This window comes from Neptunicoccus cionae, assembly GCF_014643735.1.
Taxonomy (GTDB): Bacteria; Pseudomonadota; Alphaproteobacteria; order Rhodobacterales; family Rhodobacteraceae; genus Amylibacter; species Amylibacter cionae.
The window spans coordinates 493,224-507,447 of the sequence record NZ_BMKA01000003.1 but is presented as its reverse complement, the minus strand read 5'-3'; the positions used below and the strand labels follow the sequence as shown (position 1 = coordinate 507,447).

Genomic DNA, 14,224 nt, shown 5'->3' with positions numbered 1-14,224 from the left:
TATGGCAGGCAAATGATGCAGAAAACAGACCCTGTGGCCCAAGCGGATCACGTTGCGGTAATTATGGATGGCAACGGGCGCTGGGCAACCGCGCGTGGGCTGGAGCGGCTGAAAGGCCATGTTAAAGGGGTGGACCGTGTGCGCGAAGTGGTGCGCGCGGCACCTGATTACGGCATCGGTTTTCTGACCGTTTTTGCGTTCTCTACTGAAAACTGGAAGCGCTCCGAACGGGAAGTTACGGGGCTGATGAACCTGTTTAAACGCTACATCCGCGGTGAAGCTGCTACCCTTGACGATGATAATGTGCGCGTGCGCTTTATCGGGGACCGCAAGCCGCTTGACCGCAAGCTGCGCTCTCTCATGGACGAGCTGGAAAAGCTGACGGAAACCAACACCGGATTGAAACTGACCATCGCGCTGAACTATGGCGGGCGGGATGAAATCACCCGCGCTGTCGGTCGGATCGCCAAAGCGGCGAAGATGGGGATGATTGACCCTGCGGATGTTACAGAGCAAATGATCGGCAACTTTCTGGACACATCAGACCTGCCGGACCCTGATCTGATTATCCGTACCTCGGGTGAGTGTCGGACCTCTAACTTTCTGCCGTGGCAGGCTTGCTATGCAGAATACGTCTTTACCGAAACCGCATGGCCCGATTTTACTGTGGCCGAGTTGGTCAAAACCCTTAACCAGTTCCGTTCCAGAGACCGCCGTTTCGGCGCGGCTGTCGCGAAATGAAATCCGGCGCGGATTTTTCGGACCTGCGCACGCGGATTATCTCTGCGCTGGCGCTGGTTTTTGTCGGTCTGGCGCTGGTCTGGGTCGGGGGCGATGCCTTCGGGGTGCTCTTGGTGATCGCTGCCGGTCTTTTGGGCTGGGAAACCAGCCGGATGCACGCTAGCCCTGTTTTGATTAACTACGTTTTTGGCCTGTTGCTGGCGGCCGTGGTGCTGGCGGCCATGTTCCTGCCGGTGCTTTGGGCTGTGGTGCTGGCGGTTCTGCTGCTTGGTGCGGTGTTTCTTGGCCACAACCGTCCTGTGGCGGTGCTGCTGGCTGCGGTAGCTATCACAGTTGGCTGTTACACGCTTCAGATTTTGCGCAGTGACTTTGGCATCGGCTGGACGTTGTGGCTGTTGGTGGTTGTCGTTGCAAGCGATGTTGGCGGCTACTTTGCAGGCAAGATGATTGGCGGGCCGAAAATCCTGCCACGGATCAGCCCGAAGAAAACATGGTCCGGTACGGTTGGCGGCTGGGTTCTTGCGGCGCTGGTTGGGGGGCTGGCCTATTTGTCCGGTCTGGGCGGCGCTGGTATAATTCTTCTGTCCGTTGTCGTGGCGATTGCCGCGCAAATCGGGGATCTTCTGGAATCCGCTATGAAGCGGCGGGCAGGGGTTAAAGACTCAAGTAATCTTATCCCCGGACACGGCGGGCTTTGGGACCGGTTTGACGGAACAATCGGCGCGGCCTGCGCGCTTGGTCTGGTGCTTGCCCTTGGCGGTGCCGGAGCATTGGGGCTAGGCTGATGCGCCGCGTTTCCGTTTTCGGGGCGACAGGATCGGTCGGGCAGAACACCCTTGATCTGATTGCCCGCAAACCCGAAGATTTTCAGGTCGTCGCGCTCAGCGGTGGGGCCAATGTGGCACTGCTGGCCAAACAAGCACGGGAATTGCGCGCCGAACATGCCGTTATCGCGCAGGCCGAATTGCTGCCCGCATTACAGGATGCTTTGGCAGGCAGTGGCATTAAAGCCAGCGCCGGACGCGATGCCGTGCTAGAAGCCGCCGCCATTCCTGTGGATTGGGCGATGTCTTCCGTCGTGGGCTTTGCCGGTCTGGAGATCAGTCTGGCGATTGCCCACAACACGAAGACGCTGGCGCTGGCAAATAAAGAGAGCCTCGTTTGTGGGGGGGCCTTGTTGACCAAGGTTTGCGCGGACAATGGCACGCTGCTTTTGCCTGTAGACAGCGAACATTCCGCAATCTTTCAGTGCATCGGTGGTGCGGACAAAGAGGTCGAGCGGATCATCCTTACAGCGTCTGGCGGGCCGTTCTTGCATTCCGATCCCAAGGCGCTGGAAACGGCGACACCGGAACAGGCGATGGCCCATCCGAACTGGGATATGGGGCAGCGAATTTCCATCGACAGTGCGTCCATGTTCAACAAGGCGATGGAGGTTCTGGAAACCCACGCGCTGTTTGATGTGACGCCCGAACAGATCGAAGTGATCATCCACCCGCAATCCATCATTCATTCGATGGTCGGCTTTGCGGACGGTGCGATAATGGCGCATCTGGGGCCGGCGGATATGCGCGGACCGATCGGCTTTGCGCTGAACTGGCCGGACCGCGTTGACCTCCCGCTAGAGCGGTTGGATTTTGGCGCACTTGGTGCGCTCAGCTTTCAGCATCCTGATCCGGCACAGTTTCCGGCGCTCGAACTCGCCACCCAAACCATGCAGATGGGCGGACTGGCTGGGGCGGCGTTTAATGCGGCCAAAGAAGCCGCGCTGGATCTGTTTCTTGCCCGCAAGATCGGGTTTCTTGACATGGCCCGTGTGGTTCGCGCTGTACTGGCGCAGACAGATGTGGCTGGCAATGATACACTCAGCATAAAAGACGTGATTGACGCAGATGCAATCGCGCGTGTGAGAGCGGGAGAAGCCGCGCAGAAAGGGTTTTAGTTAATGTTTGATTTCCTGTCCTATGTGCCACTGATCGGGGGTACGCTGACCTTTCTGGTGCCGTTCATTATCGTGTTAAGTGTCGTGATTTTCATCCACGAATTTGGGCACTACATTGTCGGGCGCTGGTGTGGCATTCACGCCGAGGCGTTTTCGATGGGGTTTGGTCCGGTTCTGAAAACATGGACAGACAAACGGGGCACCCGCTGGCAGATCGCCGCCTTGCCTTTCGGCGGATATGTGAAGTTTCTCGGCGATGCCAATGCGGCCAGCGGCGGTGCGGATCGCTCCGCAATAGAGGCAATGCCTGAATCCCTGCGCGCCCGCACATTCGAAGCCGCTGCTTTGTGGAAACGTGCTCTGACCGTTTTCGCGGGGCCAGGCGCCAATTTTATCCTGTCCATCGTCATCTTCGGCCTGATTGCAATGGGATCGGGCCGTCCTTCCAGCGATCTGGTGGTTGGAGAGGTTAAATCCGTACCCGGTGAAACCATCGGGTTGCAATCGGGCGACCAAATCCAAAGCTTTAACGGCCAGCCTGTGTCGGTCTGGAAAGACTTTGAGGAATTCAAATTCCGCGCCGATGAAAACAGCACCCCGACCTATGGCGTGCAACGGAACGGCGAGGATCTGTCGGTGAGCGGGCCTTTCCCGTGGTTGCCAATCGTGTCGTCGGTCAATCCGGTGACTCCTGCTGCCAAGGCCGGTGTGAAAAAAGACGATCTGGTCATTGAAATGGACGGCAAGCCGATTGCCTCTTTCTTTGAACTGCAAACTATCGTGCAGCAAATGACATCGCGTGAGGTGTCTATGAAGGTTCTGCGCGGCACCGAAGTTGTAGATCTAGCGATCACGCCACGCTCTATGGCCTATGAAAAAGAGGACGGCAGCTTTGGCGAACGGATGATGATCGGTATCGGGGCAGGGCTGTCAGTTTCCCCTGTCTATGAAACCGTCGGTCTGCTGGGTGCGCTTGATGCGGGTGTCGGGTCTGTGTGGCATCTTGCCAAGACTTTCGTGCGCACCATCAGCGAATTGGTCACGGGTGGTCTGTCAGTGAAGAACCTGCAAGGTCCGGTCGGGATCGCTGTGGCTTCGGGGGACAGTGCCTCGCAGGGGCCGCTGGAACTGGTCTTTATGATTGCCTTTATCTCAACCGCGATCGGGTTGATGAACCTGCTGCCCATTCCGATCCTTGACGGCGGGCATCTGGTGATTTTTGCCTATCAGGCGATTTTCCGTCGCCCCCCAAGTGACCGCGCACTTCAGGTTGCAATGGGGGTCGGGCTTTCGCTTTTGCTGATGTTAATGATTTTCGCCACCTTTAACGACATTATGCGCCTTTGAATTCGGGAACGGTTCGATTAGAAAGGGTGTAGAAAAATTATAAGGTTCGATGAAGACCTTGGGGGTTTGGGACAGTATGAAGACTTCGCAGATGTCAGTGCGCATGAAGCGCAATTTGAAACTCGGTGGTGCAGCTTTGGCGCTTGGCGTTGCAGCGGTGCCGATGAACAGTGTTATTTCCCTGCAAAGCTCTATGGCTTATGCGCAAGCCACGGCGCGGTTTTCGCGGGTGGATGTGTCGGGAAACCAACGGATTGCCGCTGATACCGTGCGTTCGATCGCTGGTGTTTCTGCCGGAGTGAATGTGACGCCCGGCCAGATTAACACGGCAGTTCAGAACCTCTATGCTTCCGGCCTTTTTGAAACGGTAGAGGTTCGCCCCGAGGGTGGGCGTCTGGTGATCGATGTTGCCGAATACCCGACAATCAACGCTGTCGCCATTGAAGGCAACCGCCGCCTGAAGGACGAGGATCTGATCGGTCTGGTCGGTTCCACACCGCGCCGCGCTTATTCCCCTGCCCAAGCGGAAGCTGACACGCAGGCGCTGACGAATGCCTATGCCCAAGCTGGACGTTTGGCCGCGAAGATCGAACCCAAGATCATCCGCCGCTCTGACAACCGTGTCGATCTGGTGTTTGAAGTGCGCGAAGGCCGTGTGATTGAAGTCAACCGCATCAGCTTTACCGGCAACCGGAAATATTCAGACCGCCGTCTGCGCGGGGCGCTGGAAACCAAACAGGCGGGCCTGTTCCGTACGTTGGTGCGCAAGGATACTTTCATTCCGGAACGGCTGGACTTTGATAAGGAAAAGCTGCGGAACTTTTATCTGAAACGCGGTTACATCGACGCGCAAGTGCTGTCGTCCTCGGCTGATTTCGCGCGGGAGCGGGACTCCTTTGGTGTAAACTTTCAGGTTCAGGAAGGCCAGCAATACAGGTTCGGTAAACTGACATTGTCCAGCCCCGAACAGGACGTGAATATCGAGGATTACCGCAGCGCGATGAAGGTCAACGAAGGCCGCGTTTATAATCCTGAACTGGTGAACACCACGCTGGAGCGGCTGGACGTGATCTCTGCCCAGCTGGGACTGCCCTTTGTGCAAGCCCGCCCCAACGTGACGCGCAACGATGATACTCGCACGCTCGACATTAATTTCGAACTCGCGCGGGGGCAGAAACGCTTTGTGGAGCGGATCGATATTGAAGGTAACAGCAATACGCTTGACCGTGTGATCCGCCGAGAGTTCGAGACCGTTGAAGGCGATCCGTTTAACGCCCGTAAGGTTCAGGAAGCAACCGACCGGATTCGCGCACTGGGCTATTTCGCCAATGTGGACGTGCAAACAAGGCAGGGCTCTGCGCCTGATCAGGTTGTGATTGACGTGAACGTCGAAGAGCAACCGACAGGGTCACTTGGCTTTGGTGTCGGCTTTGGTACGGACTCCGGTCTGAGCGGCAGCATCACCTTAACGGAAGATAACTTTCTGGGGCGCGGGCAGCAGGTCGGCGTGACAATCAGCACAACAAGCGACGAGCGGGAATACTCTTTCACTTTCACCGAACCAAAGATGTTCGACCGGGATCTGTCCGGAACGATGACCTTGTCCTATCAGACCACAGACGATGACGATCTTACGTTCAACACCAGCCAGATCTTGATCAGGCCAAGTCTCGAATTTCCTATCGGGGAAAGCTCTTCGTTGGAAACATCGCTCCAATTTGCCAGCAACGAGGTGATCCCGGACTCAGATTCCTCGCCACTTATTCGGGCAGAAGAGGGCAAAAAATCATCTTTCGGGGTTGGCCTTGGATATACGTTTGACCGTCGGAACTCTCCGGTGGATCCAACTGCTGGCTTTATCTTCAGCATTGACCAGACGCTGGCCGGTTTTGCGGGCGACGACAAATACTACAAGGCTATTGCCAATGCCAAAGCCTACCGTAGTATTTTTAACGAAGAAGTTGTTCTTTCAGCTGAGATTGAGGGCGGTTATCTGAAAGGGCTCGGCGGTAACACCACCAGCATTATCGACCGGTTCCAGTTAGGCGGTAACTCCTTGCGCGGGTTTGAATCCTACGGGATCGGTCCGCGTGATGTTAGTTTGGACGGCAGCGGCGAATCTTACGATGCGGCGCTTGGGGGGAACTTCTACGCGGTGGCCCGCCTTGAGGCGAGCTTTCCGATCGGTCTGCCAGAGGAATATGGAATTTACGGCGGTTTGTTCCTTGATATGGGCAGCCTCTGGGGGTTGGACACAACGTCGGCCGGTGGTTCAACAGCGTCCTCTTCGGACTTTGAACTGCGTTCAGCCATCGGGGTGTCTCTGTTCTGGGATACAGCGCTTGGGCCGCTCCGGTTCAACTTTGCCAAGCCGATCGATTATGTAGAAGGTGTGGACAAAACCGAGTCTTTCAACTTCACCATCGACACCCGCTTTTAAGGGATGGTGCGGATGACAGGCAGGACGCTGGGTCTTGGCGCGGTTCTCTCAACCTCTTTCCTCGTTGCAGTGGGGTCGGGGGTGGCCGCGCAGACGCGGGATTTTCCGCTCTATGACCAAGCACTGCCGGTTGTCAGCATCAACCGCGAAGCACTGATCCAGCGCAGCGATCTTGGACGGCAGCTGTCCGAGATGCTGGCGGAACGCCAGTCGGCATTGGTGGCTGAAAACGAAGAGCTGGCAGCGCGATTGGAACAGGAAGAACTGGACCTGACCGAACTGCGCAAATCCATGAGCGCGGAAGAGTTTACGCCAATGGCCGAGGCCTTTGACGCCAAGGTCAAAAAGACCCGCCGCGAGCAGGACCAGAAATCCGTCGATCTGGCCAAGACACTGGAATCCATGCGTTTCCGGTTTTTCCGCCAGGCCGAAAACATCATCGTGCAGCTGATGCAGGAACGGGGCGTCATGTTTGTGCTGGACGAAAGCGCCGTTTGGATGAGCCAGGGCGGCGATGTTACAAACACTGTCATAAAGCGGATGAATTCCGCCTATGCTGCAGGCGAATTATCCATTGAATAGGCTTTGGTGTGCCGATGCTGCTGTGGTTCCACTGGAACCGTGATACGAGGCAGGCTAAAGTTGGTTTTCTAGAACAAAGGAAGAAGTAATGGCAGACGGCGAGACCGGCAACACGTTGTTAACCGCGGATATTCAGGAAATTAAGCGGATGATCCCCCATCGGTATCCGTTCCTGTTGATCGACCGCGTGAAAGAAATCGACCTGAACAAAAGCGCCGTTGGCATCAAGAATGTCACCTACAACGAGCCGCATTTTCAGGGTCATTTCCCCGCCAGCCCGATCATGCCCGGTGTCACGATCGTCGAAGCGATGGCCCAGACGGCTGCTGTGCTGGTGGTCATGACGCTCGACATGATCGACAACGACATGCTGGTTTACTTCCTGTCCATCGACAAATGCAAATTCCGGCAGCCTGTCACACCGGGCGATCAGCTTGAACTGCACGTCAAAGTGATCCGTGGTCGCGGCAAACTGTGGCGCTTCTCCGGTGAGGCGATGGTGGATGGCAAGGTTGTGGCCGAAGCCGAATTTAACGCAATGATGGTTCCACCAGAGGATCAGTAAACATGGCTGTTCATGAAACTGCTACTGTCCACCGCATGGCGGTGGTCGAAGAGGGTGCTGTGATCGGCCCTGACTGCAAGATCGGCGCTTTCGCTGTGGTCGGGCCGGAAGTCACGCTCGGGCGCGGGGTGGAACTGAAATCCCACGCAGTTGTCGAAGGCTGGACGGACATCGGCGACGAAACCGTGATTTTCCCCTTCGCCAGTATCGGGCACATTCCGCAGGACCTAAAATTTGGCGGTGAGCGGACCAAGCTGGAGATCGGCAAGCGCAACCGGATCCGGGAACACGTGACGATGAACCCTGGCACCGAAGGCGGCGGCGGGCTGACCAAAGTCGGCGACGACGGGCTTTATATGATGAGCGTTCATATTGGCCATGATTGTATTGTCGGCAACAATGTGGTTCTGGCCAATAATGCCTCGCTCGGCGGACATTGCCTGATCGAGGACGACGTGGTTATGGGGGCGCTCTCTGGCGTTCACCAGTTCTGTCGCATCGGCAAGGGTGCCATGATCGGCGGTCTGGCAGCAGTGGTTGCGGATGTGATCCCTTATGGCACTGTGCTTGGGGATCGGGCCACGCTGGAGGGGCTGAACCTTGTGGGGTTGAAGCGTCGCGGCTATGACAAGAACACCATTAACGGCATGCGCAGCGCCTTCCGTCTGTTGTTTAACGGCACCGGTTCGCTGAAGGAGCGGGCGTCGAGCCTGCAACTGGAATACGCTTCCAACGCGCTGGTTCAGGATGTGACGGATTTTATCCTTGATGAAACCAGCCGCCATATGACGACACCAAAAGCGGGCTGAGGCATGGGCAGCGCACCGGATCTGCAACCCCTAGCGATTGTTGCTGGTGACGGGGATTTGCCCAAGCTGCTGGCCGAGGAATGTCAAAGGTCCGGTCGCGATTATGTTCTGGTGCTCTTCGCCGGTTTTGCACCGGACTGGACCGGCGGCCTGCCAGTGATCAACGCGGAGTTTGAAAAGCCCGCCCGCATGTTCAAAGCCTTGAAAGCGGGCGGTTTTCGCGCTGTTACCTTTGCCGGTGCGATGCAGCGCCCGCAACTTCGCCCCTTGAAGTTCGATTGGAAATTCCTGCGGCTGGCCCCGACTTTGCTGCCCGCAATGAAGTCGGGTGACGATGTGACTCTGCGCACCATTACCGCGATTTTTGAATCCGAAGGGATGGAAGTTCTGGGCGCGCACGATGTGCTTGCAACGCTTCTTGCCCCGAGCGGGGTGCAGACGGTGGCCAAGCTTTCCAAAGCGGATTGGGCTGACATCAAGCGGGGATTTGACATCGCAGAGGCAGCGGGACGGCTGGACGTAGGGCAGGGCGCTGTCGTGGCGCAGGGCATCTGCCTCGCAGTGGAGAGCATCCAAGGCACCGATACGATGTTACGGTTTGTGGCGGAAACAGGAGACGCTTTCCGGCTCGACAAAAATGGCGCACGCGGGGTGCTGTGCAAGCTGCCAAAACCCGGACAGGACTGGCGCACGGATCTGCCGAGCATTGGCCCCGCGACCATTCGGGCGGCCGCCAAAGCAGGTCTCGCCGGTGTAGCGGTGCAAGCGGGCGGCGTCTTGGTGCTTGGGCTGGAACAAACCGTCGCGAAGGCGGATGAGTTGGGCCTGTTTCTGGTGGGTGTCGGGCGAGACGAGGCGCCTAATGACAGCGCGGGAGAGACCCCGTGAAAGTGTTCATACTCGCAGGGGAACCGTCCGGCGACAAGCTGGGTGGCGCCCTGATGGCGGGGCTGAACAGCCTGCATCCCGAGATTGATTTTAAAGGAGTCGGCGGCGCTGCCATGCAGGCCGAAGGGCTGGACAGCCTGTTTGATATGGACGATCTGTCCGTTATGGGGCTGCTAGAGGTGCTGCCCCGTATTCCAAAACTGTTGCGTCGGATCAAACAGACCGTGGCCGCAGCAAACGCATTTCAGCCGGATGTGCTGATCACCATAGACAGCCCCGATTTCTGCCTGCGGGTGGCCGAAAAGCTGAAATCAACGCGCCCGAACCTGAAAGTGGTGCATTACGTTGCGCCCTCGGTCTGGGCGTGGCGGCCGGAGCGGGCAGCGAAAATGGCCCGCCATGTGGATCATGTGCTTGCACTTCTCCCGTTCGAGCCACCCTATATGACCGCCGCAGGCATGAGCTGTGATTTCGTTGGCCATCCCATCGTGGCCGAACGCCAGCCGACGGGTGAAGAAACCGCCGCGTTTGCGAAAGAGCAGGGCATTGATCTGAATAAGGCTGTGGTCTGTCTGCTGCCCGGTTCCCGCAAGGGGGAATTGTCCCGTATGGGGCCGATCCACGGTGAAGTTGCCCGCCGGATCGCCCAGCAGGTGGACGGCGTGCAATTTATCCTGCCCGCCGCCGCTGCGGTGGTGGAACAGGCCAAAACGATGGTGCAGGGGTGGGACGTTGCGCCGTTGATCCTTGATCCACGCGGGTTAGGCGTGGAAGAAAACGAGCATCGCAAGCGGATAGTTTTTGCACTGAGCGACGCAGCGCTTGCGACTTCGGGCACGGTCGCGCTGGAACTGGCGGCGGCGGCCTGTCCGATGGTGGTGGGGTATAAAGCGAATTATCTAACCACGCGGATGGTCAAGAAACTGGCGCAAATCGACACTGCGAACCTTATCAATATCGTCACGCAAACCCGTGAAATACCCGAGTTTTTATTCGAATCCTGCACGCCCGACCAGATCACGCCTGCACTTCTGGCGCTGCTAAAGGACCGGCAGGTTGCGAACGGTCAGAAGCAGGCTTGTGTGCAAACAATGCAAGCACTTGGTCTTGGCGGGGACGATCCGGGCATTCGTGCGGCCCGCTCGGTTCTCGGGTTTCTGGAACGGTCGGTCTAAGGGCCTGCCGGCCCTCTTGCGCATCCGCGCAATTCACCCGCGGATATTGCACCCAAAAAGAGTTGTCGGTTAACCTGTGAACGAGGCGACTTGTGCCTCTGTCACGTCCCGGAGCCTGTCTGGTGCAATCGCAAAGACATGGCGCGGGGTTCCGGCGGCGGCCCAGATTTCATCGAATTCCAGCAGGCGCGGGTCCATGAAGGTTTTGATCGGGTTGAGATGCCCGATAGGGGACACACCTCCGATGGCAAAACCGGTCTGACTGCGGATCAGGGCGGCGTCTGCTTTGCCAAGGGGTTCGCCTGCCACTGCGGTGGCCTGTTCCCCATCCACGCGATTGCCGCCTGCGGTCAGGAACAGGATTGCGGCGCCGCTGGTTTCGCCGCGAAGGATAATGGATTTTGCAATCTGGTCCACCTCGCAACCTTGGGATTGCGCGGCTTGGGCCGCGGTATGGGTGTCGATTGCGGTTTCCACCACTGTGATGTTCAAGCCCAGCGACTCTGCGTGGCGTTGAACCCGTTTCAGACTTTTGCTCATGGATGATTTCTGCGCCGAAAAGCAACGGGATGCAACTGCGACTTGACGGGTTTGTCTGATCCGCGCAATGTCCGAGTATGACCTTGGAAACACAGCTAAAATCCGCTCCCGTCCCGTATAATCCTGAACTCGCCGTTGAGGCGCGGGAACGGTTTAACGCACATTCAGCCCTGACAGGCAATCTTGTGGCCGGAATGGCGGGCAGCAGTGGCTATTTGCGCGGACTGTTACAGCGGGAGGCCGACTGGTTTGAAGGCGCGCTCGGGCAGGAACCGGAGGCCTGTTTTGAGGCGCTGTTGTCAGCGATTGACCCTGAAGATGGCGCAAATCTTGGGGCTGCCTTGCGCATAGCAAAGCGGCGGGTGGCGTTACTGCTGGCTGCCTGTGATCTGGGCGGTGTCTGGACGCTGGAACAGGTCACGCACCATCTGACCCGTTTCGCCGATTTTGCCACAGACACGGCGTTGCGGTCGCAGATAGCAACCATGATTGCCCGCAAAAAGCTGCCCGGTTGTGGCCCCGATGATATTGCCGATTGTGCGGGTATTGCGGTTCTGGCGATGGGGAAGATGGGTGCTTATGAGCTGAACTATTCCTCGGATATTGACCTGATCGTGTTGTTCGACGACGAGCGTCATTCAGATGACACCATTGATGACGTGCGCATGGCGTTCCAGCGGGCCACACGGAATATGGCCAAAATGTTGTCCGAAGTCACGGCAGAGGGCTATGTCTTTCGCACCGACCTGCGCTTGCGGCCCAATCCGTCTGTCACGCCCGTTTGTGTGCCGATGGATGCGGCAGAGCGGTATTACGAAAGCGAGGGGCGCACGTGGGAACGAGCGGCTTTCATCAAGGCGCGCCCCTGTGCGGGAGATATGAAGGCGGGGGCAGCGTTTTTGCAGCGGATCGCCCCGTTTGTCTGGCGTCGTCATCTGGATTTTGCGGCCATTCAGGATGCCCATGACATGCGGTTGCGCATCCGTGAACACAAGGGGTTGGGCGGACCGATAGAGATTTCGGGCCATGACATGAAGCTCGGGCGCGGTGGTATCCGCGAGATCGAGTTTTTTGCCCAGACCCAGCAGTTGATCGCAGGCGGGCGCGATGCGGAACTGCGCTGTTCGGGCACACTCGACGCGCTGGCGGGGCTGGCGCAGAAAGGCTGGGTGCCCGACGAAGTGGCAGAGAACCTGACCGCCGCTTACCGCGCGCACCGCACAACAGAACACCGCATCCAAATGTTGCGCGATGCCCAGACCCATGTGATGCCCACGAACGAAGAAGGGCTGGCGCAGGTCGCAAATCTGTCAGGCTGGTCTGACGTGGACGGGTTTCTGGCCGATCAAACGGCCCGATTGCAAGGTGTGCATGACCGGATTGAAACGCTCTACAACCCTGTGTCCAATGGTGAAGACGGGAATGAGGTCGTCGCGCTCGATCCGGCATTGCGCGAGCAGATGGACAGTTGGGCGGCGCTGCCTGCTTTGCGATCTCGCCGGTCCGTCCAAATATTCGAGCGTCTGCGCCCCGAGATCGAACGCCGTATCGCAGGGGTGAAATGGCCGGAATTTACCTTGCGCCAGCTTGATTCCTTTATTCGCCGCTTGCCAGCGGGCGTGCAGCTCTTCTCGTTGTTTGAGGCGAACCCGCAGATACTCGACCTGTTGCTCGATATCTGTTCAACAGCACCCGGACTGGCGCAATATCTTGCCCGTAACACAGGCGTGTTTGATGCGGTGCTGAGCGGGGCGTTCTTTGGCGATCTGCCGGACGCGGATGGCTACGTGAAAGGCGCGCAAGCCGCGTTGAACGGTGTGACGGATTATGAAGATGCGCTGAATACGGCACGGCGCTGGCAGAAGGAACAGCATTTCCGCATCGGTGTCCTGATGCTGCGCCGCTTGGCAGGGCTGGAGGAAGTGGAGCGCGCCTATTCCGATCTGGCCACTGCTGTGCTTCGGGTGCTTATGCCGTGGATCGAAGCGGATATCATCCGGCGCTATGGCCGGTTTGATCAGCAATCCGTGAGCATCCTTGCTATGGGCAAGCTCGGCTCTCGTCAGATGACATCCAGCAGCGATCTGGACCTGATCCTGCTTTATGATGTGGAAGGGGATATGTCGGACGGGCGCAAGGGGCTGTCCGCGCCCCAGTATTTCGCGCGGTTGACGCAGGCGATGATCATGGCGCTGTCCTCTCCTATGGCGGAAGGGGAACTCTATGAGGTGGACATGCGTCTGCGCCCCAGTGGCCGACAGGGGCCGGTGGCCACGTCAATCAACGGCTTTGCGGCCTATCAGCGGGATGAGGCTTGGACCTGGGAACATCTTGCCCTGACACGGGGGCGGGTTGTTGCGGGTGACAGTGCCAAGGTGGATGCGGTGCGCGACACGGTGATTTCCAAGGAGCGCCGCCCCGAACTGGTGCGCGAAGATGTGGCAGCGATGCGCGCGCGTCTGGCGGCCGCCAAGGGCAGCCGCGCCTCGGTTTGGGAGGTAAAGGACATTGCGGGCGGTATTCTTGATATTGAATTGATCGCCCAGATGGTGGCGCTTCTGGAAGGCAGCGATACCCGTGATCCCCGCGACCAGCTTTCCGCTGCGAAGGATGGCGAAGTCGCCGCGCTGGCGGATGTGCACCGGCTGTTGTGTACCGTGCAACAGGCCCAAAGGCTGGTGATTGAGGGGCGGTTTGACCCAGACAAGCTGGGCACGGATGGAATGGGGTTTGTGGTTGGTTTCGCCGGTTTTGAAAGTGCGGAGGCTTTGGAGTCGGAGATTCTGACGCAATGTTCCCACGCAGAAGCGGTGATTGCGCGTATTCTGACACCGGAGTGACGCCTATAGAATTGTTTTCCGTCGGTGCGGCTGTTAACCGGAAAGGCGAATAGGAGACAACATAATGGTTTTCAAAGGCAATCTGGATATCGACCCCCGTGGCCTGATCTATGAGGCATACCGCCTTGATATCGGGCCGGAGGAGTGCCGTAGTATTTTTCTCGACTGGGCGATGGGCACACAGCTTGGCGCGGATATGTCCGCCATGTTGCAAACGCTGCTGGATGAATATGCAGGAAACGCCCCTGATCATGCCATGACGCAGGTTTTGCGCGAAGGGCTGCAAAAAATGGACCGTCCCTTGGGGCGGCAAGGGGGACGGGCGCGCCGCATTTCCTGACAGCGGCGGCGCCCT

The 14,224-nt window shown here is 58.0% G+C and carries 13 protein-coding genes; 12 read left to right on the top strand and 1 reads right to left on the bottom strand.

What is annotated here, in order from left to right:
• Positions 1 to 12 precede the first annotated feature (12 nt).
• The 10 genes from uppS to lpxB all read left to right on the top strand — a co-directional run bounded on the left by uppS (position 13) and on the right by lpxB (position 10,489).
• Complete coding sequence (gene uppS / locus IEX10_RS13360) at positions 13 to 741, top strand: polyprenyl diphosphate synthase (protein WP_188676127.1); 729 nt, start codon at positions 13 to 15, stop codon at positions 739 to 741.
• Complete coding sequence (locus IEX10_RS13355; RefSeq protein ID WP_188676124.1) at positions 738 to 1,526, top strand: phosphatidate cytidylyltransferase; 789 nt, start codon at positions 738 to 740, stop codon at positions 1,524 to 1,526. Before uppS ends, IEX10_RS13355 begins: the two co-directional genes overlap by 4 nt.
• Complete coding sequence (dxr, locus tag IEX10_RS13350) at positions 1,526 to 2,683, top strand: 1-deoxy-D-xylulose-5-phosphate reductoisomerase (protein WP_188676122.1); 1,158 nt, start codon at positions 1,526 to 1,528, stop codon at positions 2,681 to 2,683. The genes IEX10_RS13355 and dxr overlap by 1 nt, the downstream gene beginning before the upstream one ends.
• Positions 2,684 to 2,686: 3 nt before the next feature.
• Complete coding sequence (gene rseP, locus IEX10_RS13345; protein ID WP_188676120.1) at positions 2,687 to 4,030, top strand: RIP metalloprotease RseP; 1,344 nt, start codon at positions 2,687 to 2,689, stop codon at positions 4,028 to 4,030.
• Between the two features lie 76 nt (positions 4,031 to 4,106).
• Positions 4,107 to 6,470: an outer membrane protein assembly factor BamA gene (bamA, locus tag IEX10_RS13340; protein WP_188676117.1), complete on the top strand. Its 2,364-nt coding sequence runs from the start codon at positions 4,107 to 4,109 to the stop codon at positions 6,468 to 6,470.
• Positions 6,471 to 6,482: 12 nt separating this feature from the next.
• Positions 6,483 to 7,052 carry an OmpH/Skp family outer membrane protein gene (locus IEX10_RS13335; RefSeq protein WP_188676115.1) on the top strand — a complete coding sequence of 190 codons (570 nt, stop codon included), beginning with the start codon at positions 6,483 to 6,485 and terminating at the stop codon, positions 7,050 to 7,052.
• Positions 7,053 to 7,140: 88 nt separating this feature from the next.
• The gene (fabZ, locus tag IEX10_RS13330) at positions 7,141 to 7,617 is read left to right on the top strand and encodes a 3-hydroxyacyl-ACP dehydratase FabZ (RefSeq protein ID WP_188676113.1); all 477 of its coding nucleotides are present in this window, start codon (positions 7,141 to 7,143) and stop codon (positions 7,615 to 7,617) included.
• Between the two features lie 2 nt (positions 7,618 to 7,619).
• Complete coding sequence (lpxA, locus tag IEX10_RS13325; RefSeq protein WP_188676112.1) at positions 7,620 to 8,426, top strand: acyl-ACP--UDP-N-acetylglucosamine O-acyltransferase; 807 nt, start codon at positions 7,620 to 7,622, stop codon at positions 8,424 to 8,426.
• 3 nt (positions 8,427 to 8,429) lie between these two features.
• Entirely contained in the window at positions 8,430 to 9,314 is an 885-nt protein-coding gene (locus IEX10_RS13320) for an LpxI family protein (RefSeq protein ID WP_188676109.1), read from the top strand.
• Positions 9,311 to 10,489: a lipid-A-disaccharide synthase gene (lpxB, locus tag IEX10_RS13315; RefSeq protein ID WP_188676106.1), complete on the top strand. Its 1,179-nt coding sequence runs from the start codon at positions 9,311 to 9,313 to the stop codon at positions 10,487 to 10,489. The genes IEX10_RS13320 and lpxB overlap by 4 nt, the downstream gene beginning before the upstream one ends.
• Positions 10,490 to 10,558: 69 nt before the next feature.
• Here the strand turns inward: lpxB and IEX10_RS13310 are convergent, their stop codons facing one another.
• A complete protein-coding gene (locus IEX10_RS13310; RefSeq protein WP_188676103.1) occupies positions 10,559 to 11,029 on the bottom strand; it encodes a YbaK/EbsC family protein in 471 nt (156 codons plus the stop codon).
• Positions 11,030 to 11,106: 77 nt separating this feature from the next.
• Between IEX10_RS13310 and glnE the strand changes: the two genes are divergently transcribed.
• Positions 11,107 to 13,869, top strand: a complete 2,763-nt coding sequence (glnE, locus tag IEX10_RS13305) for a bifunctional [glutamate--ammonia ligase]-adenylyl-L-tyrosine phosphorylase/[glutamate--ammonia-ligase] adenylyltransferase (RefSeq protein WP_188676100.1) — start codon at positions 11,107 to 11,109, stop codon at positions 13,867 to 13,869.
• Between the two features lie 64 nt (positions 13,870 to 13,933).
• Complete coding sequence (locus tag IEX10_RS13300; protein ID WP_188676098.1) at positions 13,934 to 14,209, top strand: hypothetical protein; 276 nt, start codon at positions 13,934 to 13,936, stop codon at positions 14,207 to 14,209.
• Positions 14,210 to 14,224: the final 15 nt, after the last annotated feature.

Bases quoted from the DNA above. Each gene is read 5' to 3' on its own strand.
- uppS (WP_188676127.1), top strand. From the start codon at position 13: ATGATGCAGAAAACAGACCCTGTGGCCCAAGCGGATCACGTTGCGGTA.
- IEX10_RS13355 (WP_188676124.1), top strand. From the start codon at position 738: ATGAAATCCGGCGCGGATTTTTCGGACCTGCGCACGCGGATTATCTCT.
- dxr (WP_188676122.1), top strand. From the start codon at position 1,526: ATGCGCCGCGTTTCCGTTTTCGGGGCGACAGGATCGGTCGGGCAGAAC.
- rseP (WP_188676120.1), top strand. From the start codon at position 2,687: ATGTTTGATTTCCTGTCCTATGTGCCACTGATCGGGGGTACGCTGACC.
- bamA (WP_188676117.1), top strand. From the start codon at position 4,107: ATGAAGACTTCGCAGATGTCAGTGCGCATGAAGCGCAATTTGAAACTC.
- IEX10_RS13335 (WP_188676115.1), top strand. From the start codon at position 6,483: ATGACAGGCAGGACGCTGGGTCTTGGCGCGGTTCTCTCAACCTCTTTC.
- fabZ (WP_188676113.1), top strand. From the start codon at position 7,141: ATGGCAGACGGCGAGACCGGCAACACGTTGTTAACCGCGGATATTCAG.
- lpxA (WP_188676112.1), top strand. From the start codon at position 7,620: ATGGCTGTTCATGAAACTGCTACTGTCCACCGCATGGCGGTGGTCGAA.
- IEX10_RS13320 (WP_188676109.1), top strand. From the start codon at position 8,430: ATGGGCAGCGCACCGGATCTGCAACCCCTAGCGATTGTTGCTGGTGAC.
- IEX10_RS13310 (WP_188676103.1), bottom strand. From the start codon at position 11,029: ATGAGCAAAAGTCTGAAACGGGTTCAACGCCACGCAGAGTCGCTGGGC.
- glnE (WP_188676100.1), top strand. From the start codon at position 11,107: ATGACCTTGGAAACACAGCTAAAATCCGCTCCCGTCCCGTATAATCCT.
- IEX10_RS13300 (WP_188676098.1), top strand. From the start codon at position 13,934: ATGGTTTTCAAAGGCAATCTGGATATCGACCCCCGTGGCCTGATCTAT.